This is a genomic window from Nocardia donostiensis (assembly GCF_002081715.1).
In the GTDB taxonomy this organism is placed as follows: Bacteria; Actinomycetota; Actinomycetes; order Mycobacteriales; family Mycobacteriaceae; genus Nocardia; species Nocardia donostiensis.
Genome location: NZ_MUKP01000012.1, coordinates 65369 through 91656 on the forward strand (window position 1 = coordinate 65369; position 26288 = coordinate 91656).

The following is a 26288-nucleotide window of genomic DNA, read 5'->3' on the forward strand; positions in this document are numbered from 1 at the left end:
CGCGGGGACCTCACCCGCGCGACCTCTCCCGGGTGAGCAACCGTTGATGTGCTGGTCATTCAGCGCAGCATTGCGGCAATACCCGTTTCCTACGGTGGGGCCAACCGGAACTCGGGAGGCCCGTTGAGCACGCTGACGACTTATCGCCGCCCTGCGCTACGCCGCAGGTCAGCCACGCGCGAGCAGCTGGAGAACTGGGATGCCGAGGATGTCGCCGCCTGGGAGGCGGGCGGCAAGGACATCGCCACCCGGAACCTGATCTGGTCGGTGTTCGCCGAGCACGTGGGGTTCTCGGTCTGGTCGATCTGGTCGGTGATGGTGCTGTTCATGCCCACCGAAACCTTCGGCATCGACGCGGCGGGCAAATTCTTCCTCGTCGCCGTGCCGACCCTGGTCGGTGCCGTACTCCGCATCCCGTACACCGTTGCCGCCGCCCGCTTCGGCGGCCGTAACTGGACGGTGTTCAGCGCGGGTGTGCTGCTGGTGCCGACGCTGCTGACGTTGTATTTCGTCAACCAGCCCGGCACCTCCTACACCACCTTCCTGATCGTGGCTGCGTTCGCCGGTCTCGGCGGTGGCAACTTCGCTTCCTCGATGGCCAATATCAACGCCTTCTACCCGCAGCGGCGCAAAGGCTGGGCGCTGGGGATCAACGCGGGCGGCGGCAACATCGGGGTGCCGGTCATCCAGCTGATCGGCCTGCTGGTCATCGCCACCCTCGGCAACGAGTACGCCTCGGTCGTCTGCGCCGTATATCTGGTGCTGATCGCCGCGGCCTGCGTCGGTGCCGCGCTGTTCATGGACAATCTGCCCGATCAGCGCGCCGACCTGTCGTACCTGGTGACCGCGTTGCAGGTACCCCAGTCGTGGGCGGTGGCCTTCCTCTACATCGGCACCTTCGGTTCGTTCATCGGCTACAGCTTCGCTTTCGGGCAGGTGCTGCAGCTCGGTTTCGTCGCAGGCGGCGACACCGCCGTCGAGGCCACCCTGCACGCCGCGCAGCTCGCGTTCATCGGCCCGCTGCTCGGTTCGTTGGCCCGCCCCTACGGCGGCACCCTGGCCGACCGTATCGGTGGCAGCACAGTCACCATCGTGGCGTTCGGGGCGATGACGGTGGCCGCGGTCGTGGTCGCGGCCGCGTCCACCGCAGGGGACGGCGCGGGCGGGCCGTCGGGGATGGCGATGGCGGTGCTGGTGCTCGGTTTCGTCGCGCTGTTCATCCTGTCCGGTATCGGCAACGGCTCGGTCACCAAGATCATCCCGGCGGTATTCGCCGCCAAATCCCGCGGCCTCGACGCGAACGAGACCGAGCGGGCCGCGTGGGCGCAACACACCTCCGGTGCCCTGATCGGATTCGTCGGCGCGCTCGGCGCGCTCGGCGGCGTCGGGATCAACCTGATGCTGCGCTCCTCCTATGCGTCCACCCAATCGGCCACCACCGCGTTCTGGGTGTTCACCGGCTGCTATGTGGTCTGCGCGCTGGTCACCTGGTCGGTGTTCCTGCGGCGGCCGAGCCCGCGGAGCACCGATTCCGAAACCACCACGGAGGACAACTCATGAACTCGCCAGTCGAATCCACCCAGCACAGCACCGTGGTCGTCGCGGGCCACGGTATGGTCGGCCACCGGTTCGTCGAGGCGCTGCGCTCCCGCGACGAGACAGGCCGATGGCGGGTCGTCGTGCTCAGCGAAGAGAAGCGGGCCGCCTACGACCGGGTCGGGCTGTCCTCCTACATCGGCGCATGGGACGCTGCCGCGCTCGCCCTGCCCGGGAACGAATACCCGGGCGACGAGCTGGTGGAACTGCGGCTCGGCCAGCGTGCCGAAACCGTCGATCGTGCCGCCCGCACCGTCACCACCTGCACCGGGGAGACCATCGGCTACGACGCGCTGGTGCTGGCCACCGGCTCCTATCCGTTCGTGCCGCCGGTGCCCGGCAGCGAGCACCCAGGATGCTTCGTCTACCGCACCATCGACGACCTGGATGGTATCCGCTCCGCCGCGGCTGCGGCCGGATCTGGCGCGCACGGTGTGGTGATCGGCGGCGGCCTGCTCGGCTTGGAAGCCGCCAACGCGCTACGGCTGCTCGGGCTGACCCCGCACGTCGTCGAATACAACGACCGGCTGATGCCCGCCCAAGTCGACGAGGGCGGCGGCGCGATCCTGCAGAAGCTGGTCACCGATATCGGCCTGCAGGTGCACACCGGGGTCGCCACCGCCTCCATCGACCAGGTCGCCGCCGCCGACGGCCCCAGCACGCTGCGGGTCAATCTGTCCGACGACAGCAGCATCGACGCGGCGCTGGTGGTGTTCTCCGCCGGTGTCCGGCCCCGTGACCGGATCGCCCGCGCGGCCGGTCTGGATATCGGCCCGCGCGGCGGTGTGCTCACCGACCTCGGCCTGCTCACCTCCGATCCGGATATTTACGCGATCGGCGAATGCGCCGCTATCGAGGGTGTCTGCTACGGACTGGTCGCGCCCGGCTACACCACGGCCGAGATCGTCGCCGACCGGCTGCTCGGCGGGGCTGGTGAATTTCCGGGCGCCGATATGTCGACGAAACTGAAACTGCTCGGCGTCGATGTGGCCAGCTTCGGTGATGCGCACGGCAGCACCGAGGGCGCGCTGTCGGTGGTCCTGCACGACGCCGCCAAAGGCACCTACGCCAAACTCGTCGTTTCCGATGACGCACAGATCTTGCTCGGCGGCATCCTGGTCGGCGATGCCACGGCCTACTCGGCGCTGCGCCCGCTGGTCGGCCGACCGCTGCCCGCCGAGCCGGCGTCGCTGATCAGCCCGACCGGAGCTGAACTCGGCGCCGACGCGCTACCCCTCGATGCACAGATCTGCTCCTGCAACAACGTCAGCAAAGGCGCCATCTGCGGGGCGATCACCGAGGGCGCCTGCGATATCCCGGGCATCAAGAGCTGCACCGGTGCGGGCACCTCCTGCGGCGGCTGTGTACCGGTGATCAAAAAGCTGCTCGAGCAGTCCGGTGTGGCAATGTCGAAGGCGCTGTGCGAGCACTTCACCCAGTCGCGCGCGGAGCTGTTCCAGATCGTGCAGGTGACGGGTATCCGCACCTTCTCCGGTCTGATCAGCAAGTACGGCACGGGCTCCGGCTGCGATATCTGCAAACCGACCATCGCCTCCATCCTCGCCTCCACCTCGAGCGAACATATTCTCGACGGCGAACAAGCCGCCCTCCAGGACACCAACGACCACTTCTTGGCCAACCTGCAGAAGAACGGCACCTACTCGGTGGTGCCGCGGATGCCCGGCGGCGAGGTCACCGCCGAACAACTCATCACCATCGGCGAGGTGGCCAAGGAATTCGGCCTCTACGTCAAAGTCACCGGCGGCCAGCGCATCGACCTGTTCGGGGCGCGGGTGGAACAACTGCCACGGATCTGGCAGCGGCTGGTCGACGCGGGTATGGAATCCGGCCACGCCTACGGAAAATCGCTGCGCACCGTCAAAAGCTGCGTCGGCTCCACCTGGTGCCGCTATGGCCAGCAGGATTCGGTCGGCATGGCCGTGCTGCTGGAGAAGCGTTACCGCGGTCTGCGTTCCCCGCACAAGCTCAAACTGGCCGTTTCTGGTTGCGCCCGCGAATGCGCCGAAGCCAGAGGCAAGGACGTCGGCGTCATCGCCACCGAAAACGGCTGGAATCTCTATGTCGGCGGCAACGGCGGCCTCACCCCCACACACGCGGTACTGCTGGCGAGCGACCTCGACGACCAGACACTGATCACCTACATCGACCGCTACCTGATGTTCTACATCCGCACCGCCGACCGCCTGCAGCGCACCGCACCGTGGCAGGAAAGCCTGGCCGGCGGCATCGACTATGTGCGGCAGGTGATCTGCCAGGACAGCCTCGGCATCGCCGAGGAGCTGGAAGCCGCGATGGCCGAACATATCGCCGGATACCGCGACGAATGGGCGGCCGTGCTGGAAGACGAGGAGAAGCTGTCGCGTTTCGTGTCCTTCGTCAATGCTCCGGACGAGGCCGACCCCACCATCTCGTTCGACGACTCCGGCGAACGCAAGGTACCGGTGCTGCTCGGTATCCCCGAAGTGATGCCCGCCGCCGCGACTGCTACGCGCGGGAAATAGCGGCTTAACCGACCGGAAACAGGACATCGGTACCAAGGAACGAAGCATGTGGAGGAGACACCGATGACCGTGATCGATACCCCCGGCCTCGCCCCGGACACCAGCACTCGCTGGACCCAGGCGTGCCGGCTCGACTACCTGATCCCAGGCCGCGGCGTTGCGGTGTTGCTGAAAGGCGGTCGGCAGGCCGCGCTGTTCCTGTTGCCCGGCGGGATCGTCTATGCCGTGGGCAATATCGATCCGATCGGACGTGCAGCGGTGATGTCGCGCGGCATCGTCGGTGACCGCGGTGGGGTGCCGGTAGTGGTGTCACCGCTGCTCAAACAGGCTTTTTCGCTGATCGACGGGCGCTGCCTGGACGACGGGACCGCCGCCCTGCCGGTATATGCGGTGCGCGTGGACAACGGGGTCGTCTCGGTGTCCGACGCGCCGATCGGCCCAACCCTGGACATGAACGGCGGTGCGGTATGACCACAATCGATTCCGGTAATTCACTGGCCGGTTTCACGGTCGGCGTCACCGCCGCCCGGCGGGCCGAGGAGTTCAGCACTCTGCTCACCCGCCGCGGCGCGAGTATCGTTGCCGCCCCCGCGATCCGGATCATTCCATTGGCCGACGACGCCGAATTGGAGCGAGTGACGCGGCAATTGATCGCCGATCCGCCGCAGATCACCGTTGCCACCACCGGGATCGGGTTCCGCGGCTGGATGGAGGCCGCCGAGGGTTGGGGCCTGGCCGAACAGTTGCGCGACACGGTGGCATCCACCCGGGTGCTGGCCCGCGGTCCCAAAGCCAAAGGCGCCATCCGCGCTGCGGAACTCCGTGAGGAATGGTCGCCCGCCTCGGAGTCGTCGGCAGAGGTGCTCGACCAGCTGCTCGCCGAAGGTGTGGCAGGGGTGCGGATCGCGGTACAGCTGCACGGCGCCACCACCGAATGGGAGCCGGTCCCCGATTTCTGCGAGGTGCTGCGCTGCGCGGGCGCCGATGTGGTCCCGGTGCCGGTGTACCGCTGGACGCCGCCGCCGGACCAGGGACCGATGGATCAGCTGATCGAGGCGATCATCACCGGTGGGCTGGACTGCGTCACCTTCACCAGCGCGCCCGCTGTCGCATCGATGCTGATGCGCGCCGACGATACCGGCCTGCTGGAAGGGGTATTGCAGGCGCTGCGCAGCCGGGTGCTGGCCGCCTGTGTCGGCCCGATCACCGCGGCCCCGCTGGAAGAGCTCGGCGTGCCCACCTCGCAACCCGGACGCGCGCGCCTCGGTGCGCTGGCCCGCCACGTCGCCGAGGAACTGCCCCGCCGCGCCGGCCGCATCCAGGCCGCCGGGCACGCCATCAGCGTGCGCGGCGCGTGTGTCGTCGTCGACGGCAGGGTGCGGCAGCTCGCGCCTGCTCCGATGGCGCTGATGCGTTCGCTTGCCCGCCATCCCGGCCGGGTCGTCTCCCGCGAAGACCTGCTGGCGGCACTGCCGGGCGGCGGTGAGGACACCCACGCTGTGGAAACCGCTATCGCACGGCTGCGCGCAGGTCTCGGCGCCCCTAAAGCCATTCAGACGGTGGTCAAACGTGGTTATCGGCTGGCACTCGACTCTGCCGAATGCGCCGACGGCAAAGCCCCATCCCCGGTGTCCGATTCCGCGTCACTGCTTCTGGTGCGGACGGTGGTGAGCTGATGAGCGCCCCGGCGCTGGTGCTGGTCGCGCACGGCACCAGGAGTGCTGAAGGTGTGGAGATGATTGCCGCGCTGGCGGAGGCCGTATCTCGGGAGCTCACCTCTGGGGCAGCCCGGGCCGCCGGTATCAGCGGCGCGAAACCGGTTGGTGCCCCGACGTGCACTGTGCACCGCGCGACGCCGCCCGTGCGTACGGCGTTCGTCGACGTACTCGGCCCGTCACCGTCCGAGGTGTTGAAAGACCTGTCCGCGCACCCCGAGCCCGCGATCGTGGTTCCGGCGTTTCTGGCCTCCGGCTACCACGTCTACCAGGACGTTCCGCGCGAGGTGGCCGACAGCGGCCATTCGGGAGCGGTGGTGACGCCCGCAATGGGGCCGGACCCGGCGCTGATCTGCGTTATGGCGATGCGCCTGCGCGCGGCCGGCTGGCAGCCCGGCGACGCCGTGGTATTCGCCGCCGCAGGCTCCTCGGATCCACGTGCCCGCCGGGATGTCCGCCGCGCCACCGCCATGCTCGCCGAACACCTCGGGACCCCCGTACACCCGGGGTATATCGCTACCGGCGCGCCGCGCGTACCCGACGTGGTGCGCGCCGTGCGCGCCTCAGGCGAGCCCCGCGTATTCGTGGCCTCGTATCTGCTCGCCCACGGCCTGTTCCAGCAGCGACTGCACGAGGCGGGCGCCACCGCCGTCGCCGACCCCATCGGCGTACATCCAGCGGTGGTACGGCTCATCGCCGGCCGGTACCGCACCGCGTGCCGGGAACTCGTGGTCTCGCGCTCCTACTCGGCCAGCTGACCGACTCGCCTGCCGTGCCACGTTCAGCAGAGCCGCAACATCGACGTCGGGCACCTTCTCGCGCCTCAATTCTTTGACGAGCGAGCGCTGTTCGACGCTGAGCTCGTCGGACAGGCGTTCGATGGTCGCCCGGAGTTCCGCGATATGTCGTACTCGCCGATCGACATCGTGCGTATCCCGGAAGTCATCGACGATCAGGCGCGACTCCACCCTGGACAGTGGGACATCGAGCTTCGCGGCGATGATCGTCCGTGCCTCGTAACCGACATCTGTCAGATGCCGTGCTTGTCCGCACGGGTCCGTTCCGTACACATCAGGGATGGTGATTTCCCACCACCGTCCCACGCGGCTGGCGTGAACGTCGTAGGTGATCGGCTCGCTCACGGTTCTTCCTCCTCCGTGCAGTCGCAGGACGCCACCGCCTTGTCGATGGTCGGACCACCCCTGGCGAGGTGGTCCCGTGCCGTGCCGTTCAGTCGCCGATTGCGGACATGCGGGCGACCCCCGGACGGAGGCTGAATCGGCGGTGGTCGAAATCCCAGAAACGGTAGATCGGCCACTGCACGGTGTGCGTTGCCCAGGCTGCGACGATCATCGCTACATGGATGGGGTGGACCTGAAACCCGTGGTCGGTCAGCGTCCGTAGGCCGATCCGGTGGAACTGCCAGCAGCGGCGCGGGGTGGTGCGGCGGCGCCGGGAGGAGGTTTCGGCGCGCATCGTTGTCAGCTGGTCGATACGAAGTCCGCGTTTGGTCAGACACAGCGCGAGGTCCAGGTCCTCGGCTACATCGGCGCGCGCCTGGGTGTCGTCACGAACCTGCAGCCATGCATCGCGCCGGATCGCCATATTCGGCCCGTACATATTGCCCACCTGGCCACCCAGTTTGCCGAAGCGGACCAGTAACGACTGGCCGAATTTCAGGAAGAAACCGACGGGCGAATCATGGTATGTGCACAGGCCGGTCAGGGCGGCGGTGTCGGGGTGGGTGGTGAAATACTCGCGGATCGTCGCGCCCCAGTCGGGTGCGACGAGAGTATCGGCGTCGGTGCGTGCGATGAATTCCCCTCTCGCTTTGTCGAATCCGGCGTTGCGGGCGTGTGGGATGCCGCGAACCGGTTCGTGGATCAATGCGACAGCCGGATGGTGGGCGGCGAATTCGCCGACGATTTCCGGGGTGCCGTCATCACTGCCGTTGTCGACGACGATCACCTCGTCGATCGCTGTCTGCGCGACCAATCGACGCAGGGCAGCGACGATCACCTCGGCTTCGTTGAGAGCTGGCACGATGACGGACAGCGTGGTAGTGGATTCCGGATTCGACATCGGCATATCCGTTCTGTTGCTGCGGGTTCGGCTGAACCGAAAACGTCCTGCGCCATTACTTCGCCGTTATGTGCAGGACACGGTGCGGTGATGTGGTCCCCGACGTACGAAAGGGTAGACCGCCGTGACGCTCGAAGGCAGGAAATCCCAGCGGGACCGGCGGCACGAACTGTTGTGCGCGCTGAGCCGCTCAGCTTCCCGTAACTGCGGCCCGGTCCCGGAGTTCGGCGACGGCGCGGGTCAGGTCGGCCGGATTATTGGTCATGGATTCGATAAGCTGGTCGGTCCAGCGCAATCCGGCGCGGTCGAGGAGAGTTTTCTCGTTCGTCGTCCATTCGCCGCGTGCGGCGAGAACCGCATGAGCGTACTGGACCGCGGCGACCGCCATGAGCCCGGCGCAGTGGGTGAGCCGGCCGTGCGGGGCATAATTGTGTTCGGCGTAGCGCAGATTCAGCTCGGCTTGCGCCCGCCATCTGGGCGGGGCCGAAGTGCGCAGCGCGGCAGGATAGCCGGGCCTTGGCAGGTCCCCGGACAGCACCCGGTGGATGGCGAGTTCACCGGCGACGAAGTAGCTGGGCAGACCGGCCAGATGGAACATCAGTGGCTCGACGTGGAATTCACCTACCGCACAGCGGGTGAGCTCGTGCTCGACAGCGGCCAGATCACGGTAGTGCAGATCTACTTGCCTGCCGTCCACCCGCAGCCAGGCCCCACCGTTGAACAGCCCGCTGCCCCAGCCGCCGATCTCCGACACCTCGCCCGTCCAGCCGATATCACGCACCGTCTGCGGATCGAAATCGCCGCGATAGTAGAGCGCCAGATCCCAGTCGCTGTCGGGTCGGTCGGTGCCTTGTGCACGCGAACCGCCCAGAGTGACCGCGGTGACGCCGGGCAACGCGGCCAAGGTGCCGGTCAGATACGCGAGGAACTCGTCGTCACTCATGGGCGGCGATGCTAGTGTCCAGCGGCGGTTCCGGCCAGCGGCTGACTCCGGGCGGATCTCATCTCGGCACCGGGAGGAACTCCACCTTCGTTGCGTCCACTGCCCCTGCGGGGACGATGACCAGCCCGTCCCGGTCGAGGAGCCCACCAAGATGGGCGGTGCGGACGGCAGGGTCGCCGGTCCAGCCGCCGCCGGGTTCGTGGCGGGCCGGAACTATGCGCGGAACCGAGGCCGCTATCTCACCCGCATTGTGCAGCGGGCCGACGACAGGACGGGCGGGCTGGGCTGCGGTGCGGCCTTCGACTAGCGCGGGTGCCAGCGCGAGCAGAGTGGCAACAGCAGCGAAAGGGTTACCGGGAAGACCCAGTACGGTGGCGGTGGAGGGGAGTTCGGCGACAACCGTGGATCCGCCGGGACGCAGGCGCAGCCGGTGCACCAGGATGTGGGCTTCGGCGCGGTGCAGTGCGGCGCGCAGCTGGTCGGCTGCACCGGAGCCGGTGGCACCGACGATGACCAGCAGATCGCAATCACCAGGGTCCGAGACGGAGGCGAGCACCTCGTCGAAACCGTGTGGAGTGTCGCGCAGATGCACCCGGCCGATGGGCCGGATACCGCAGGCAGTCAGCAGGTCCGGCAGGATCGGCCCGATCGAGTCCCTGGTCTGGCCGGTCTGTAGCGGTCCCTCGCTGCGGATTTCGTCGCCGGTCATTACGATCCGCGCCCGGACCGGGCCGCGCACCGGCGCCTCGGTGACCTCTACGGCGGCAGCAGCGGAGACCAGCGCCGCGGTCACCGGTGTACCGGCGGGCGCGACCGGGTCACCCGGCGCGCGGTCCTCACCGCGCCGCCGGATATCCGAACGCTCAGGTGTGCCCGGACGTCGGTGTAGCCGTTGATCCTCGCTGGTAACGGCGAATTCGTCGCGCAGTACGAAGGCGGTGCCGTCGGGCACGTGCGCCCCGGTGGCGATCTGCACGGCCTCACCGGGTAGCAGGCCGACCGGGCGTTGCCCGCCTGCGAATCCGATATCGGCGCGCAGCCGCCACGGTCCCTCACCCGCCACCGCGTAGCCGTCCATCGCGGAAACATCGAAACGCGGGAGCGCGTCGGCCGCGACGATGGGGGCGGCCAGTGCCGCGCCGCGCACCTCCCGCAACTCGGTGGTGTATGCGGTGAGCCGGGTCAGCCGGGTGCGCAGGATCTCGCGCGCCTCGTCGAGCGGGACAGGTGGGCGGTCACGTTCGGCGGCGGCTCGAGCGGCCCGTACCTCTTCGGCGGTATCACAGTCGGCGATACCCGGCAGCGGCACGATCACCGTCTCGTCGGGTACCAGCGCCTTCATCGGCTGGTTGATCAACGAGTCCAGGCGCTGCAGCCGTGCGGCGAGCGCGCTGCGCCGCCAGACGCCGATCAGGTACTGCGGACGCCCTGACTCGTCAGCCGCGAAAACCGCGTCCGCACCCGATTCGTGCGCGCGGCGCAGCAGATCGACCACCGACCATTCGGTCAGGAACGGCACATCTGCGGCGAGTACCACAACCCGCGGTGCGGGATCGTGGCCGAGCGCGGCCAACCCGGCCCCGATCGCGGCGACCGGTCCGGAACCCGGCGGCACTTCGCGCACCTGTACAACGGCGGGATCGAGTTCCGGCCGGTGCGGTCCGACGACGACGGTTCGCCCGCACGACGCGGCGGCCGTGAGCGCGGCGTCCAGCATCGACCGGCCGCCGATCACGATCGCGGGTTTGTCGACCCCACCCATCCGGCTGGCGCGACCGCCGGCGAGCACGATCGCGTCGACGGCGGTCACCGGTCGCGGCCTAGCGCTGGGTTCGGCATACCTGACATGCTAATTCGGTGCGCCACTCCGGCCGGCCGGTGTTACTGCTCTGGCACCGTCGATCGTCGGGGCGAGCAGGCAGAATTCATTGGTTTCCGGATCGGCCAGCGCCTGTGCCGTCGGATCGCCGATCGGTTCGATCGAGGTGGCGCCCGCGGCGTGCAGCCGCGCCATCTCGGCATGCGGATCGCAGGGCAGTGCGGGGACGAGGTCGAGGCGTAGCCGGTTGCGGCCGCATTTCGGTTCCGGGGTGTACACGAACTCCAGCCACACGCCGAGCCCGGTCGGCGCACGCAATCCGGTCACCCGTCGCTCGTTGCGCAGCACCGGCCAACCGGAAGCGGCCGACCAGAACGCGGCCAGCCGCGCCGGATCACAGGTGTCGACGACGATGGCCGCCAGCGACCCGGTGTCGACGTACTCCTCACGCGGTTCCAGCACACAGAACTCGTTGCCCTCCGGATCGGCCAGCACCAGCCACGGCACCGAGCCCTGACCGATATCGACGGGGTTGGCTCCGAGAGTGCAGGCGCGATCGGCGAGAAACTGCTGATGGTCCAGTGACCGGCTCGCCACGTCCAGATGGATCCGATTCTTACCGTGCTTGACCTGTGTGGTGGGCAGGAAGATCAGCGCCGGGGTGACGCCTGCGGGTCCGGGAGCAGACACATCGGCTTCATCGGGCCGGTCGAGGGTCACCGACCAGCCGAGCAGTTGGGCCCAGAAATGGGCGACGGACCGGGGGCGGGCCGCATCGAACACGACATACGCGAGCCGAGTCGACATACCTCCACGGTAACCGCCGATCCTCGCGAAACGGACACGACAAGCGGTTACCGGTCCGGATCGACCGGCAACAGCCAGCGCGCCGCGCGCAGATCGACACGCCCGTCGCGTATCGGTGTCCCTTCCGCTGCCAGCAGCCGCAACTGTCGTTCAGCCAGATGCGCGGCCGGTTTACCGCCCGCCCCGATCACCCGGTGCCAGGGCAGATCACCCGAGTCGGTGCGCATGATCCAGCCGACGGTGCGCGGGGTGGACAGCCCGACGGCCGCGGCGATATCGCCGTAGGTGACGACTTTGCCCGGCGGGATCGCCGCCACCAGGTCACGTACCTGTTCGATCTGCGCGTCGCTGGTCACCATGGCGGTTCAGAGCACCTCGCGCACCAGCGCCGCGGTGTCGGCGGCGCAGGCCTGGGCGACCATATGCTGGCAGTCCCATTCGTGGACGGTGAGCCGTGCGCCCAGATGTTCGGTGAGCGCGGCCCGGAATTCCGGGGTGACGAACGGCGGATCCACTTTCATCGCCTGCACCAGCACCGTCGGCAGATCGGCGGATGGCAGCACGAACTCGCGCGCCAACTGTCCCCAGTAGGAGGTGACGGCGGGCAAGCTCATCCGCCAGCCGACCCGGCCGCCCGCGGTGGGCTTGAGATGTTCGTCGAGTTCGGCGTCGAGCAGCCGCGGCTCCACATCGCTCCAGCCGGTCTCCAGTTTGTCGGCCCGCGCCTGCGCCACGCTCTCGTAGTCCTGCGAGGCCAGGCTCGACATCGCGATCTCGTGCAGTAGCCGCGGTTCCAGCGCGATCGCCGGATCGAGCAGGACGAGCCTGCGCACCAGCTCCGGGTGGGTGCGGGCCAGATGCAGGGCGCAGGCACCGCCGAAGGAATGCCCCAGCAGCACCACCGGTTCGTCGGTTTCCCCGGCCAGCAGCTGCGCCAGATCCGCGACGATGGTTTCGAAGTTCCACGGCGGAAGCGGGGTCGAGCGCCCGTGCCCGCGCAGGTCGGGTGCGATGACCCGGACACCGGGCAGATGCTCGGTGGCCAGCGCCTGCCAGCGTTTCCCGTGCCCGGTCAGGCCGTGCAGCGCCAAGACGACCGGGCCGGTCGCCGGACCGAAACGATGAACGTGAAGCACAGGCATGAACACTATTGTGGCGGCGATACCAGACCGCGGCCGGAGGGGCTGCCCGGCCGGGCGCGCGGGGCTGTCGGCGGTGTCTGTTGCAATAGCCGGCGTGGTGCGATCCGATAACCTGGTGCGACTGGTGCGCCGGAACACGTCGGCTCCCCGGACCCGGGTCTGGGGAGCCGACGTTCGCGCGCTGTTCGCCACCACCTCCGACCGGTTGGTCGGGCCTCGTCCGGGGCCAGGGTTATGGCAGGTGCTCGGGGGGCCGGGTACCGGCAAAACGTCTCTGTTGATCGATCTGGCTGCCACCCGTATCGCCGAGGGAGCCGACCCGGAGACGGTGTTGCTGCTCACGCATTCCAAGCAGGCAGCCGGGGCGGTGCGTGACGCCATTACCGAGCGGCTGAGTTCCGGGCGGGCCGGTTACTCGTTCGCCCTCGGCGAGGAGATGGATGGGGCGTCTGCCTGCGCTGCGGGGCAAGGGCCGCATAGTGGGCGGTCGCGGCAGGCGGGTGGCAGCGCCCGGGCAGGCGACAATGCCGCAGGGCCGGATGCGGCGCTGTTCGATCTGTCCGCGTTGCCGGATGCACCGGCGGGTCCGACGGGTGCGGCCGGTGCGGCGGCAGCGGACGCCGGACCGGGATGGCCTGCAGCAGGGGTACCGGGCGCAACCCGTGAGCCGCTGGTACGAACTGTGCATTCGTACGCGTTCGCGGTGCTGCGCCGCCACGCCGCCGCGCACGGCAACCCGCCGCCGCGTCTGCTGACCGGGGCCGAGCAGGATGCGGTGTTGCGCGAGATGCTGCGCGGCGACCTCATCGATATCGCCGAAGGGGCGACCGGTTTGTGGCCGGAGCGGCTGCATCAGGCGCTCGGGACGACCGGTTTCGCCGACCAGTTGCGCGATCTGATGCTGCGCGCCACCGAACGTGGCTTCGGTCCGGAGGACCTCGTCCGGCTCGGCCGGGAGCGGGACACACCGGAATGGGTGGCGGCGGGCCGGTTCGCGGCCCGGTACGAGCAGGCGATGCTGCTGCGCTGGTCGGTGGGAGTGGAGGCGCCGGAAGCGTCGGCGCCCGCATTGAACGCGGCCGAACTGGTCGGTGCGGCGCTGGATGTACTGGCCGCCGATATCGACCTGCTCGCAACCGAACGAGCCCGTATCCGCTACCTGCTCGTCGACGACGCCCAGCACCTGGACCCGCAGGCCGCCGTCCTCGTCCGCGTGCTGGCCGCCGGTGCGGGCACAACAGTCGTGGCAGGCGATCCTGACCAGGGTGTTTTCACCTTCCGCGGCGCCGATCCCCGCTTCCTTACCAACCTCGACGTACCCCGCCACCAGCGGATCGTCCTGCGCGACAACCACCGCAGCGGCCCCGCGATCCGTGTAGCCGCCGCCCGGGTGGCGGCCGGACTGCCCGGCGCGGCCCCGCACCGGCTCACCGTGGCAGACGTCCGCGCGGAGCACACCGGCGAGGACCATCCACGCGATCGTGACGCAGGCGCCGAGCGCACCGGTGATGCGGACAACCGCCGTGGCCAGCGGGGTCGAGTCGCGGCGGGCGAGGACTTCGCTCTCCCTCGCACGCCCGCCCGTACCGACGGCGGTCCGGGCACGCACGCCGAGGATGGCGGCGATCCTGCGCCGCGCCGAGGGCCCGGTCCGAAGCCGCACCGGGCCGTTGCCGGTCCCGGCGGTAACAGGGATTGCGCTCCGGTCGAGCACCCGGCCGATGTCCGAGTCCGGGTACTGGGCTCCCCGGCCAAGGAAGCAGCGCTGGTCGCCGATCATCTGCGCCGCGCCCACCTCACCCAAGGGGTGCCGTGGTCCGAGATGGCCGTTGTCGTGCGCTCGGTGCCGTTGCTGTTGCCGCCGCTGCGCCGGGCATTACTCGCTGCCGGGGTACCGGTCCGCCAGCCCGCCATCGACACCCCGCTGGCCCGCCGCCGCGGCGCATCCTGGATGTTGTTGTCGCTGCGCGCGATTCTGGCGGGTGAGGCGATCCGCCGCGGCAAAGACACCGAGGCACTGTTCGGCATCGACGATGCACTCGATCTGCTCGCAGGCCCGCTCGGCTCGGCCGACCAGATCAGCCTGCGACGTCTGCGGCGGGGTATCCGCCGGACCGCCGTGGAACTGGCGCGTACCAACGATGATCGGCCGACCGAAGGCGACGGCCGGGCGAGCGAGTCCGAGGCACAGGGGCCGGAGGAGCCAGGGATCGGCGACGACCCGCGGTGGGATGGCAAACCGGCGCACGACCGTCCCAACGATAACGGGGGCGTGCCGGGCGTGGACCGGCTGCGCGCAGCGGCGGCAGGTGAGAGCGGGGCGTTCGGCCTGGACTTGATTCCGGCGTCGGCGGGCGCGGGCGGGGGCCGGTGGGATGCGACGGCGGGCAGTACCGGTGACGAGGGGAGCCTGTTCGATGACGTGGTTGCTCCGGAACCGCCGGAGGACGAGCCCCCGCTGCCTGATCCCGCCGGATACGACACCGAACCCGACTGGACGGCCGAAGATCTGGTCCGAATCGCCGACGACGCCGACTGGTACGGTATCGAGCCGGACTGGCGCGCCGACTACGACCCTTGGGACGGTCTTCCGCCCGACCGCCCCGACGACGAATGGGACGAACCCTCGATCGATGATCCTGCCGCGAATGCCGGGCAGGGAACTGACCCCACTGGTCCGGCTACGCAAGCGCCCGTTCGCGCCGAACCCAGGCAGACGGACCGCACCCGCGCTACGCCCGAAACAACCCTGGGTGACCCAGCGTCCACCATCGGGTCGCGAGGGCAGTCGCCTGCCGACAACGCCCATCGGACAGCTGCCCCGCCGAAAACCGAGCTGGACAGCGTTGATCGCGGGTTTTCACGGCCTGACCCTCGGTCGGGTGAATACGTGGAGCCACGTCATCATCTCGACGGGACGGGAGAAACCCACGCCGCCGCCGGTACCGAACTGTTGGACCAACCGTCGGCAGAAGTGCTGCGCGCCTTACTGATCGGCGCGGGAGACCAGCGCATCCTGGCTGGCCTGACCGAGGTGGAGAGCGCGCCGCTGCGGCGGGTGCTGGATGCGCTGGAGCGGGGACGCCGGGTGCGGCGGCGCGGCGGCGGGCTAGAGGATGTGCTGTGGGCGTTGTGGACCGGGTCGCGGCTGGAGCGGCGCTGGGCCGCGCAATCCGAACGTGGCGGTGCGGCGGGGATGCAGGCCGACCGTGACCTGGACGCTGCGGTCGCGCTGTTCGATGCGGCCGCGGCCTATGTGGACCGGTTGCCTGGCGCAGGCATCGAAGGCTTCGTCGAATATCTCACCCATCTGGAGATTCCGAACGACCGCGCAGCCGCGTCCCGGCAGACGGATGCGGTGGAACTGCTGAGCGCACACGCCGCCGCCGGACGGGAGTGGGAGGTGGTCGCGGTCGCCGGCGTGCAGGAAGGTATCTGGCCCGATCCGCGTCCACACGGAACGCTGCTGCACACCGAGGAACTGGTGGATCTGGCCGCGGGTATCGCGGGGGAGCGGGTCAGCCGCGCAGCGCCGATTCTGGCCGCCGAACGCAAGCTGCTGCTCGTCGCCTGCAGCCGGGCCCGGCGTTCGCTGCTGGTCACCGCGGTGGAGACGGTGACAGGGGATCGTGATCTCGTTCCGTCGCGGTTCCTTGCTGAACTGCTCGGCCACGACGACGACGGCGCGCCCGGTGCGCTGCCGATCGCCGAACCGGGACGCGCCTTGATGATGCATGCGCTGGTCGCCGAATTACGCGGCGTGGTCTGCAATCCGGAGGCCGACGCCGAACGGCGGCGGCGGGCCGCGCACCAATTGGCCAGGCTGGCCGTGGCCGGAGTTCCCGGCACCCGGCCCGAAGAGTGGTACGGCACCGCCGAACTCAGTTCTGGGCAGCCGCTGTGGACCGACGACGACGGCCCGGTCGCGCTGTCGCCGTCCACAGTGGAGCTGCTGCAGACCTGCCCGCTGCGCTGGGCGCTGGAACGCAACGGCGGTAGCGACGGCGGCAATCCGCACGCAGTCAAGGGAAACCTGGTGCACACGCTGGTACAGGCGCTGGCAGGGAAGGTGCCGCCTGCTCAGGTGCGCGCCGCGCTCGATCATGCCTGGCAGGCCGTCGATCCCGGCACCGGCTGGTATTCCCGGCAAGAGCGCCGTCGCGTCGAAGCCATGCTGGACAACTTCATGGCCTGGGTGGACAACACCCGCGGCGAACTCACCCAGGCCGGGATCGAGGTCCCGGTCGACTGTGTGCTGCCCGCCCGCGACGACACCGAACGACCGGTGCGTATCCGCGGCCGCGTCGACCGGGTGGAACGCGACGCCGCCGGACGATTCGTCATCGTGGATGTGAAAACCGGTACGACGCAGCTCACCCAACAGGCCGCCCTTGAACATGCCCAGTTGGCGACATACCAGGTCGCTGCTGCTCATGGTGCGCTGGAACCGGAACCAGAGGGGAGGCAGCCGGATCGGTTGCGCGAACCCGGCGGTGCCCGACTGGTATACGTCGCCAATGCAACTGCCAAGGGTGTCGCGAAGCAAGTGAAGCAACCACCGTTGGACGAGGCAGGGGTGCGGAAATGGCGCGACGCCATCCACGCCGCGGCCGCCGCGACGCAGGGCCCGAGCTTCCTGGCGATGCGTAACGACGGCTGCAGGCATTGCACCGTAGCCGGCAGTTGCCCGGTGCAGGACACCGGTCGTCAGGTGACCGACGAATGAACGCCCCGGTGACACCCTGGCAGCTGGCCGAGGCGCTCGGCCTACCGCCGCCAACCGACGAACAGGCCGCGGTGATCGCCGCACCGCCCGGGCCGACGCTGGTGGTGGCGGGCGCGGGCGCGGGGAAAACCGAGACGATGGCCGCCCGCGTGGTGTGGATGGTGGCCAACCGGTTGGTGTCGCCGGAGGAAGTGCTCGGTCTCACCTTCACCCGCAAGGCCGCCCAGCAGTTGACCACACGTATCCGCACCCGGCTGGCCCGATTGGCGGGTGCGCCGCTGTTGCGCGACCTCGACCCGTCCGGTGAGCTGCATGCGTCGCTGGCGGGAGCGGAACCGGAGATCAGTACCTACCACTCCTATGCGGGCCGGCTGCTGTCCGAGCACGGGCTGCTGCTTCCTGTGGAACCGTCGGCGATGCTGCTCACCGAAACGCAGCTGTGGCAGCTGGCGCATCAGGTGGTGCGCGCCTGGGACGGCGACCTGGACATCGACCGCAGCCCGGTGGCGGTGACCGAGGCGGTGCTCGCGCTGTCCGGTCAGCTCGCCGAGCATCTGGTGGAGCCGGAGCAGCTCACGCAGGCCAACACCGAACTGGACAAACTGGTGCACACCTTGCCGCCGGGCCCGCGCCAGCGCGGCGGTCCGAGCGCGGACCTGCGCAAGATTCTGCGCGTGCAACGCGAACGGGTCGAACTGCTACCGCTGGTGCAGCGCCTGTCGGAAGCGTTACGCCGCCGCGGCGCCCTGGACTTCGGCGCGCAGATGTCGCTGGCCGCTCGGCTCGCCGCCGAACATCCGGAGGTGGCCGCCGCCGAACGCGCCCGTTTCCGGCTGGTGCTGCTGGACGAATACCAGGACACCGGCCATGCGCAACGTATCCTGCTCGCCGGGTTGTTCGGCGGGAGCGGGCCCGCGCGCCGGGAACAGCGGTTGGCGGTCACCGCGGTCGGTGACCCGATGCAGTCGATCTATGGCTGGCGTGGCGCCTCGGCGGCCAACCTGCCCCGTTTCGCGACCGATTTCCCCAGCGCCCCCGGCGTTCCCGCGCCGACGCTGCCGCTGCTGACCAGCTGGCGTAACCCACCCGAAGCGCTGGCGCTGGCGAATATGGTCGCCGAACCACTGCGGCGCAAAGCCAGCGACGGCGGCGGGGTCACCGTGGATGCGTTGCGCGCCAAACCGGGTGCCGAACCCGGCGTCGTGGCATTGGCGCTCACCGAAACCGTCGCAGGCGAACGGGAATGGATAGCGCAGCGCATCGCCGCGGAATGGTCGGCCCGGCACGCCGCGGGCCGGCCACCGCCCACCTCCGCGGTACTGGTCCGCCGCAACGCCGACGCGCCCGCCCTGGCCGAAGCGCTGCGCGAGCAGGGCCTGCCCGTCGAGATCGTCGGTCTCGGCGGGCTGCTGGCCACCCCGGAAGTCGCCGATATCGTGGCGACCTTACGGTTGGTCGCCGAACCCGCCGCGGGCAGTGCCGCGGTGCGGGTGCTCACCGGCGCCCGCTGGCGGCTCGGTGTCGCCGATCTGGCCGCTTTGGCCCGGCGCGCCAGGGAACTCTCGATCGGTCGGGAGGCAGGCGCGGCAGGCGATATCCGCGACGGCGCCACGCTCGCCGCCGCACTGCGCGAGGTCGCACCCGAACCGGCCGAACAGGCCGGGCTGGCCGACGCCATCGCCGACCCTGGCCCGTCGGAACACTATTCCGAGGCCGGTTACCAGCGCATTGTGGCGCTCGGTCGGGAACTGGCGGCATTGCGTGAACGCAGCGGTCAGCCGCTCACCGAACTGGTCGCCGATATCGAACGAACCATCGGGGTAGGGGTGGAGACCCAGGCTCGCCGCGCCATGTCCGGCACGGGTGCGGGCCGCGAACATCTCGACGCCTTCGCCGAGGTGGTCGCGGGTTACGCCGCCGACACCGGCGCTTCCCTCGGCGGGCTGCTCGCTTTCCTCGCCGCCGCAGAATCGGTGGAGAACGGGCTGGAACCCGGAGAGGTCGATGTCGCCGAAGACCGGGTGCAGGTGCTCACCGTGCATGCGGCGAAGGGCCTGGAATGGGAGGTGGTGGCGGTGCCGCATGTGGTGCGTGGTGTTTTCCCGTCCGGCCGCAATACCGGCACCTGGTTGGGTGCGCTGGCCGAGCTACCGACCGCCCTGCGCGGCGACTGTGCCGAAGGCGACGTGGCCGACGGTGTCCCGGTGCTCGACCTGTCCCAGGTCTATGACCGAGCCGATCTGGAACGCTGTATCTCCGAGCACAAGGCGGCCTTGGAACGGCGGCGGCTCGACGAGGACCGCAGATTGTTCTATGTTGCGCTCACCAGAACAGAACGGGTGCTGTTGGTTTCGGCCCACCACTGGGCGGAGACCGGGAACTCACCGAAGGGGCCATCGGATTTCCTGCTCGAATTGCACCGGGCAGCCGCTGTGCCCGGCGCAGGCGTGGAGATCGCGCACTGGGCCGAACCACCCGAGGCGGAAGTGACCAATCCGTTCGCAGGTAACCCGCCCGCCGCGTACTGGCCACGCGACCCGCTCGGTGTCCGTCGCGGTCCTATCGAGCAGGGCGCCGCCCTGGTGCGTGCCGCCATGACCGAGCTCGCCGAACAACCAGACGGCGATACCTCGGTCGACCCTGATGATCCCGACGGCTGGGCCGCCGACGTGGACGCGCTGCTCGCCGAATATCTGGCCACCCGGGCGACCGCCGAAGAGGTGGAACTGCCCGGCAGTCTTCCCGCGACCGCGCTGGTCGAATTACGCGCCGACCCGGCGAAACTCGCCGCCCGGCTGCGCCGCCCGCTGCCATACCCGCCGAACCCGCTGGCCCGCCGGGGCACCGCATTCCATGCCTGGGTGCAGCGCTGGTTCTCGACCGACCGCCTGCCCGGGCTCGATGAACTGCCCGGCGCCGCCGATACTGCCGGTGCGGTGTCGAACGCCGACGCCGAGCTGGCCAGAATGCAGAACGCGTTCCTGTCCTCACCGTGGGCCGGGCGCAGCCCCATCGAGGTGGAGGTGCCGTTCGAAACCACGATCGCGGGTACCGTCGTTCGCGGCCGGATGGATGCGGTTTTCGCCGAACCCGGCGGACGCTGGATCGTGGTGGATTGGAAAACCGGAGCCGAGCCCGGCCCAGCCGAGGAACCGGCGGTGGCGATACAGCTGGCGGTCTACCGGTTGGCGTGGGCGCGGTTGATGGCGGCACGCACCGGCGCCACCGAACAGCAGATGCTGCAACGGGTCGGTGCCGCATTCCATTACGTGCGCGGCAACCGCACCGTTGCCCCCGCCGAGCTGCCCGGTCCGGCGGAATTGGCCGAACTGATCAGGAACGCGGCGCCCGACGGCTCACCGACAACGCATGCCTGATCAGCGGGATCTGCAGTGGCAGCCGCAGTACCGACACGATCTTGACCGCCTTCGCCGCCTTCGGGTTCCCGAGGGAATCCGCCGCGAACTGGATATTGGCCGGGAACACCGCCAGGAACAGCAGTGCTGCGAGCTTGCCGCCGATGCGGCGGGTGCGCGGAGCGGCCACGGTGGCGGCCACTCCTATCTCGGCGACCCCGGACAGGTAGGTGTAGGTGCGCGCGCGTCCGGGCAGCCGTGGCGGAACGATCGAATCGAATGGTCTGGGCACCAGGAAATGCAGTCCACCTGTTACGAACAGCATCGCCGCGAGTCGCAGTGCCGGTGCGCGGCTGGGGTCGTGGGTGTCGCTGGACGCATGGTCTGACATGTGCTCACCCTAAGCACCCACGCAGGCATCCTCGCCCTTGCCACCGAGGCCGGATGTATCCGGCCGATAGGGAACTGGGAGAGCGGGTAGGCTCCCCTGCTGTGTCGGAGGCAGATGTAGTGCCCGCGCCCGACGATGTCGCAGGCCGGCCGCGCGGAAGGCGACGCCGATGAGCCCGAAGCTCGGTGACCTGGGTGGTCGCGCCCGCAGCATCGGGCGGATGACCGAGCGGCCCGTTTTCGCCCTGGTCGGCGTGCTGAAGATCCCGGAAGCGCAGAACAGTCCGTGGACTTCGCTCACCCGCCGGGTGTTGTTCGCGATCGCACTGCTGTTCGCCGCCGCCCTAGTCGTGTACATCGGCCGCGACGGATACCAGGACAGCAGCGGCAACGCCCTGTCGTTTCTCGACTCCATGTACTACGCGACGGTATCGCTGTCGACCACCGGATACGGCGATATCTCACCGATCACCCCGCAGGCGCGGCTGGTGAACATCATCGTCATCACCCCGTTGCGGGTGCTGTTCCTGATCGTGCTCGTCGGCACCACACTCAGTGTGCTCACCGAACGGTCTCGGCAGGCGTTCAAGATTCAGCGTTGGAGGCACACCGTGCGTAATCACACCGTTGTCGTCGGCTATGGCACGAAGGGCCGGACAGCGATCGACGCGATGCTCGGCGACGGGGTCCAGCCATCCGAGATCGTGGTGGTGGACACCGACACGGTCGCCTTGGAAGCGGCCGCGACTGCGGGGCTGGTCACCGTGCACGGTTCGGCCACCCAATCGGATGTGCTGCGCCTGGCCGGGGTGCAGAACGCCGCGTCGGTAGTGGTCGCCGCCAACCGTGACGACACAGCGGTGCTGGTCACTCTCAGCGCGCGGGAACTCACCAAGAGCGCCACGATCGTGGCTGCGATCCGGGAGTCGGAGAACACCCATCTGCTGCGCCAGTCCGGGGCGGATTCGGTTGTCGTGTCCTCCGAGACCGCGGGTCGGCTGCTCGGTATCGCCACCACCACCCCGACCGTAGTGGAGATGATGGAGGACCTGCTCACCCCAGAGCAGGGGTTCGCGGTCGCCGAACGCGAGGTCGTGCCCGCCGAGGTCGGCGGTTCGCCGCGGCATCTCAGCGATATCGTGCTCGGCGTGGTGCGCGCCGGCGAGCTGATCCGGGTGGGTGAACCGGAGGTCGACGCCCTGGAATCCGGCGACAAACTGCTGTTCATCCGCCGCAGCCGCTGAGCCCGTCGCGCCGTGTTCGAGGCGCGATAGTCTCGGTTCGTGTCGGATTTTCAGCTCACCACGATTCCTTTGTTGTCTCGTTCGACCCTCGACCGGGCCGAGGAGGTGCGCACCGATCCGCAGGCATTGAAAGAGGGCTGGCCCTCGGCCAAATTGCTGCGCATCAACCGGCGCGGGCAAGTGAAGTTCGAATCCGGCGCGCTGCTGCTGGACGCGGCGGTCGAGCTGTCCGCCGAACCCCACCCGGACGCGGTGTTCCTCGGCCTCGCCGAAGGAACCCACCTGTGGGCAGTGCGGGACCATGAGCTCACCGGTTCCCTGTTCGACCTGCGGGTGCTCGCAGACACCGTCGACGATGTCACCGCCGGGCTGCTCTCGACGGCGCTCGCCCTGCTCAACTGGCACGACAAGGCCGCATACAACGCCTTCGACGGGACAGCGACCACCGCGGCGAAAGGCGGTTGGATGCGTACCAGCGAGGGCGGGCACGAGGAATTCCCGCGTATCGATCCGGCAGTGATCTGCCTCATCCACGACGGCGGCGACCAGGTGCTGCTGGCCCGCCAGCCCTCCTGGCCGGAAACACTGTTTTCGCTGCTGGCCGGTTTCGTGGAAGCGGGCGAATCGCTGGAACAGTGCGTGCAGCGGGAAATGCGCGAGGAGGTCGGCCTCGACGTGAGCGATATCCGTTATCTGGGCAGCCAGCCTTGGCCGTTCCCGCGCTCGCTGATGCTGGGGTTCTGCGCGGTCGCCGATCCGCGCCTGCCGCTGTCGTTCTCCGACGGCGAGATCGCCGAAGCGCACTGGTTCACTCGGGCGCAGGTGCGGGAGGCGCTGGCCGCGGGCGACTGGTCGACGAAACCGCTGCCCGGGCAGGACGGGGCGCCGCGGCTGTTGCTACCCGGTTCGATCTCCATCGCTCGCACCATGGTGGAGTCGTGGGCGGGCGTCGGCTGACCTCGATCGGCCCGCCGTCGCGTGTTCACTGAGCGCGAAGCGTGCGGCGGGCCGAACTCGGGGCCGTTTCCCGCGCCTACTATGGGTTTCATGCAGCTTCACGCAGCGGCGGCGGTCCCGAGCAGGGAACACGCCCCCCACGGACACCGCTCGTCCCCCGCGATGGTGGGCAGCTACGAGGCGAACAACAGGCGGGTGAGGAGCTGATGAGCGACTTCCCGTTCGGCTTCTCCAACCGTGACGACGACGATCGCGGGCGCGGCGAGGGCCCAGGCGGCCGCGGTAACGACCCCTTCGGCTTCGGCGCGGGCGGGGCCGGTTTCGATCCGGCCCAGCTCGGGCAGATGCTCACCTCGCTGGGGCAGATGCTCAGCGGTATGGGGCAGGGAATGTCCCAGCAGGGCCCCGGACAGTCCGGCCCGGTCAACTACGAGGTCGCCAAACGGCTGGCCCGCCAGCAGCTCGGTGCGGGCGGTGATTCGGTGACGCAGGGCGCGGCGCAGGCGGTCGAGGACTCCACCCGGCTGGCCGAACTGTGGCTCGACGGGGCCACCACCCTGCCCGCTGGGGCGCACAAGACGGTGGCCTGGACGGCCAACGACTGGATCGAGGAAACCCTGCCCACCTGGCAGCGGCTGTGCGATCCGGTGGCCGAACAGATCTCCGGGATGTGGACGGCGAACCTGCCCGAGGAAGCCAGGGAACTGGCAGGCCCGATGATGGGCATGCTCGGCCAAATGGGCGGCCTGGCCTTCGGCTCCCAGCTGGGCCAGGCGCTCGGCCAGCTGGCCAAGGAGGTGCTCACCTCCACTGATATCGGGCTGCCGCTGGGGCCGGTGGGCACCGCGGCACTGTTGCCTGCCGCCGTCTCGGAGTTCAGCTCCGGTCTGGAGCAGCCGGAGAGCGAGATCATGGTGTTCCTCGCAGCCCGCGAAGCGGCGCACCAGCGGCTGTTCGCGCACGTCCCCTGGCTGCGGCAGCAGGTGCTTGGCGCGGTCGCCGACTATGCGCGCGGTATCAAGATGGATTTTTCGGCGCTGGAAGAAGCCGCGCAGAACATCGACCCGATGTCGCTGACGGATCCGTCGAAGCTAGAGGAGATCCTGTCCCAGGGCACCTTCGAACCGCAGACCACGCCGGAGCAGAAGCAGGCCCTGGAGCGGCTGGAAACCTTGCTCGCGCTGATCGAGGGCTGGGTGCAGGTGGTCGTCGCCGACGCGGTGGGCGACCGGCTGCCCGGTGCGGGCGCGCTCGCCGAAACGCTGCGGCGCCGCCGCGCCACCGGCGGCCCCGCCGAACACACCTTCGCCACCTTGGTCGGCCTCGAACTACGGCCACGGAAACTGCGTGAGGCGGCGGCCCTGTGGCGGCGGCTCACCGACGACGCGGGCCTGGAAGCCAGGGACGGGGTGTGGGCGCACCCGGATCTGCTGCCCGATTCCGGTGCTCTGGATTCGCCCTCCGGTTTCATCGATTCGGTGATCGGCGGCGGTGCGGATACATTCCACGATCCGTTGGCGCAGTTGGCCGAAACCGAGGCCAAAGAACGTGATCAGCGGGCGCGCCGCGAAACCGGCACGGGCCAGGCGGAAACCGGCCGCACCGACGAGAAGGGCGCCGGTGAAACTCGTTCCGAGGACAAGCCTCGGGGCGACAAGGATCCCGGTAGCCCCGAATCCGAGTAGGCGACCGTTCTGCCGCCACCGTTCCCGGTCGTGTTCGACCGCGAACGGTTTCGCGCCGCAACCGGGACCGGTGTCAACCTACGGGACCTGCCGCTCGCCGCACCCACGGGAGAACCGGCCCCGCCGCTAGCGAAGTAGCAGGTAGCCGGGAGAAGGCGACGGTAACGCCGCCGCACGCACCGGTCTCGTGGTCGCGTCCCTGCAGGGAGTGTTATCGGGATTGCCGAGCACGCCGACGTGCCGGGGTCCTCGGTATGTCACCGGCTCGTCCGCCTTGTGGATAAACCGCGAACCCTGTGGTCAGCCGTGGTTTTCCTGAGACAGCGCCGAGGGACGGCGGCGCATACTGCTGCCATGACGACGATGCGTCCGCGCGGGCCGATGCTGCATCCCAGGGTGATGATCCTGTCGCGCCCCTGCGGGACGGTCCAGCTCGGCTGGGACCCCGACACCGCACTGCTCGTGGACGCCCCCGGCCTCACCGCCGCACAGGTCATGGCCTTCCTGCGGCTGCTGGACGGTCTGCACACCCGCCCGCAGGTGTTGTGGCTGGCCGGCGAACACGGGGTGCGCACCCCGCAGACCGAGGGCCTGCTCGCCGCCCTCGACACCGCAGGTCTGCTGGTTCACCCCGAGGCGCCGGTGGGTCGGGTCCGTTCGGTGCTGGTGCACGGGCTCGGCCCGCTCTCGGATGCGGTAGCGGCAGGTTTGCGCGGGCTCGGTGTGCGGCCCGGCCGTTCCCGCGGCAACCGGCACGAGCCGTTACCTGCCGGCCGCCGCTGCGATCTGGTTGTGCTCTGCGACACCCTGGTGCCCGATCCGCGTCTGGTCGACCAGCTCGTCCGCGGGCGTATCGCGCATCTGATGGTGCGGGTGCGCGACGGCACCGGCGTGGTCGGTCCGCTGGTGCTGCCCGGGCTCACCAGCTGCCTGCGCTGTGCCGACCTGGCCCGCCGCGACCGCGATACCGCCTGGCCCCGCCTGGCCGCACAACTGCTCGACCGGGTGGGCCACGCCACTGCTGCCGGTATCGCGGCTACCGCTGCCCTTGCCCTGACCGAACTGGAAGCGGTCGTCGCATGTTCGCGACTGCGCGCGCCCGCCACCTTGGACACCACCCTCGAATTGGATCTCGGTTCGCACCGGTTGCGCCGCAGACACTGGCGTCCGCATCCCGGGTGCGGATGTTTGTCGGCCGGTGCCCCCGCGATGGTGGTGGGACCAGGAACACCGCCCGCGCAAGGGCCGCAAATCTCATAGGGTTTCCATGGCACATTCCCGGCGGTGTCGGCCATGATGGGGGT

General features: G+C 69.2%; 18 protein-coding genes. 11 read left to right on the forward strand and 7 right to left on the reverse strand.

Annotation, left to right across the window (positions count from 1 at the left end; genetic code table 11):
- The first annotated feature begins 132 nt into the window (after nt 1-132).
- From B0T44_RS10535 to B0T44_RS10555, 5 genes are all read left to right on the forward strand, one after another.
- Entirely contained in the window at nt 133-1560 is a 1428-nt protein-coding gene (locus tag B0T44_RS10535; RefSeq protein ID WP_077117396.1) for an MFS transporter, read from the forward strand.
- The gene (gene nirB / locus B0T44_RS10540) at nt 1557-4118 is read left to right on the forward strand and encodes a nitrite reductase large subunit NirB (protein WP_077117162.1); all 2562 of its coding nucleotides are present in this window, start codon (nt 1557-1559) and stop codon (nt 4116-4118) included. The genes B0T44_RS10535 and nirB overlap by 4 nt, the downstream gene beginning before the upstream one ends.
- 63 nt (nt 4119-4181) lie before the next feature.
- On the forward strand, nt 4182-4589 hold the full coding sequence (gene nirD / locus B0T44_RS10545; protein ID WP_077117164.1) for a nitrite reductase small subunit NirD: 408 nt from the start codon (nt 4182-4184) through the stop codon (nt 4587-4589).
- Nucleotides 4586-5794, forward strand: a complete 1209-nt coding sequence (locus B0T44_RS10550; protein WP_077117166.1) for a uroporphyrinogen-III synthase — start codon at nt 4586-4588, stop codon at nt 5792-5794. The genes nirD and B0T44_RS10550 overlap by 4 nt, the downstream gene beginning before the upstream one ends.
- Entirely contained in the window at nt 5794-6591 is a 798-nt protein-coding gene (locus B0T44_RS10555) for a sirohydrochlorin chelatase (RefSeq protein ID WP_077117168.1), read from the forward strand. Before B0T44_RS10550 ends, B0T44_RS10555 begins: the two co-directional genes overlap by 1 nt.
- A gap of 472 nt (nt 6592-7063) precedes the next feature.
- On the opposite strand, the gene B0T44_RS10560 is transcribed toward B0T44_RS10555, so the two are convergent.
- From B0T44_RS10560 to B0T44_RS10585, 6 genes are all read right to left on the reverse strand, one after another.
- Nucleotides 7064-7915, reverse strand: coding sequence for a glycosyltransferase family 2 protein (locus B0T44_RS10560; RefSeq protein ID WP_077117398.1), 852 nt, complete (start codon nt 7913-7915; stop codon nt 7064-7066).
- A 190-nt stretch (nt 7916-8105) separates the two neighbouring features.
- A complete protein-coding gene (locus tag B0T44_RS10565; protein WP_077117171.1) occupies nt 8106-8858 on the reverse strand; it encodes a nucleotidyltransferase domain-containing protein in 753 nt (250 codons plus the stop codon).
- 58 nt (nt 8859-8916) lie between these two features.
- Nucleotides 8917-10668, reverse strand: coding sequence for an NTP transferase domain-containing protein (locus B0T44_RS10570; protein ID WP_077117172.1), 1752 nt, complete (start codon nt 10666-10668; stop codon nt 8917-8919).
- Between the two features lie 39 nt (nt 10669-10707).
- On the reverse strand, nt 10708-11484 hold the full coding sequence (locus tag B0T44_RS10575) for a VOC family protein (RefSeq protein WP_077117174.1): 777 nt from the start codon (nt 11482-11484) through the stop codon (nt 10708-10710).
- Nucleotides 11485-11531: 47 nt separating this feature from the next.
- The gene (locus tag B0T44_RS10580; RefSeq protein ID WP_077117176.1) at nt 11532-11843 is read right to left on the reverse strand and encodes an MGMT family protein; all 312 of its coding nucleotides are present in this window, start codon (nt 11841-11843) and stop codon (nt 11532-11534) included.
- Between the two features lie 6 nt (nt 11844-11849).
- A complete protein-coding gene (locus B0T44_RS10585) occupies nt 11850-12626 on the reverse strand; it encodes an alpha/beta fold hydrolase (protein WP_077117400.1) in 777 nt (258 codons plus the stop codon).
- 181 nt (nt 12627-12807) lie between these two features.
- Between B0T44_RS10585 and B0T44_RS10590 the strand changes: the two genes are divergently transcribed.
- Both B0T44_RS10590 and B0T44_RS10595 read left to right on the forward strand, forming a co-directional pair.
- Complete coding sequence (locus tag B0T44_RS10590; protein ID WP_438269022.1) at nt 12808-17352, forward strand: PD-(D/E)XK nuclease family protein; 4545 nt, start codon at nt 12808-12810, stop codon at nt 17350-17352.
- Complete coding sequence (locus B0T44_RS10595) at nt 17349-20729, forward strand: ATP-dependent helicase (RefSeq protein WP_077117178.1); 3381 nt, start codon at nt 17349-17351, stop codon at nt 20727-20729. Before B0T44_RS10590 ends, B0T44_RS10595 begins: the two co-directional genes overlap by 4 nt.
- On the opposite strand, the gene B0T44_RS10600 is transcribed toward B0T44_RS10595, so the two are convergent.
- Nucleotides 20686-21099, reverse strand: coding sequence for a DoxX family protein (locus B0T44_RS10600; RefSeq protein WP_077117180.1), 414 nt, complete (start codon nt 21097-21099; stop codon nt 20686-20688). The two genes, B0T44_RS10595 and B0T44_RS10600, sit on opposite strands and share 44 nt — an antisense overlap.
- 169 nt (nt 21100-21268) lie before the next feature.
- On the opposite strand from B0T44_RS10600, the gene B0T44_RS10605 reads away from it, so the two are divergent.
- From B0T44_RS10605 to B0T44_RS10620, 4 genes are all read left to right on the forward strand, one after another.
- The gene (locus tag B0T44_RS10605; RefSeq protein WP_175648028.1) at nt 21269-22342 is read left to right on the forward strand and encodes a potassium channel family protein; all 1074 of its coding nucleotides are present in this window, start codon (nt 21269-21271) and stop codon (nt 22340-22342) included.
- Nucleotides 22343-22381: 39 nt separating this feature from the next.
- Nucleotides 22382-23299, forward strand: coding sequence for an NAD(+) diphosphatase (gene nudC / locus B0T44_RS10610; RefSeq protein WP_077117182.1), 918 nt, complete (start codon nt 22382-22384; stop codon nt 23297-23299).
- Between the two features lie 206 nt (nt 23300-23505).
- Complete coding sequence (locus B0T44_RS10615) at nt 23506-24984, forward strand: zinc-dependent metalloprotease (protein ID WP_081511907.1); 1479 nt, start codon at nt 23506-23508, stop codon at nt 24982-24984.
- 354 nt (nt 24985-25338) lie between these two features.
- Complete coding sequence (locus B0T44_RS10620) at nt 25339-26244, forward strand: hypothetical protein (RefSeq protein ID WP_081511909.1); 906 nt, start codon at nt 25339-25341, stop codon at nt 26242-26244.
- Nucleotides 26245-26288 lie beyond the last annotated feature (44 nt).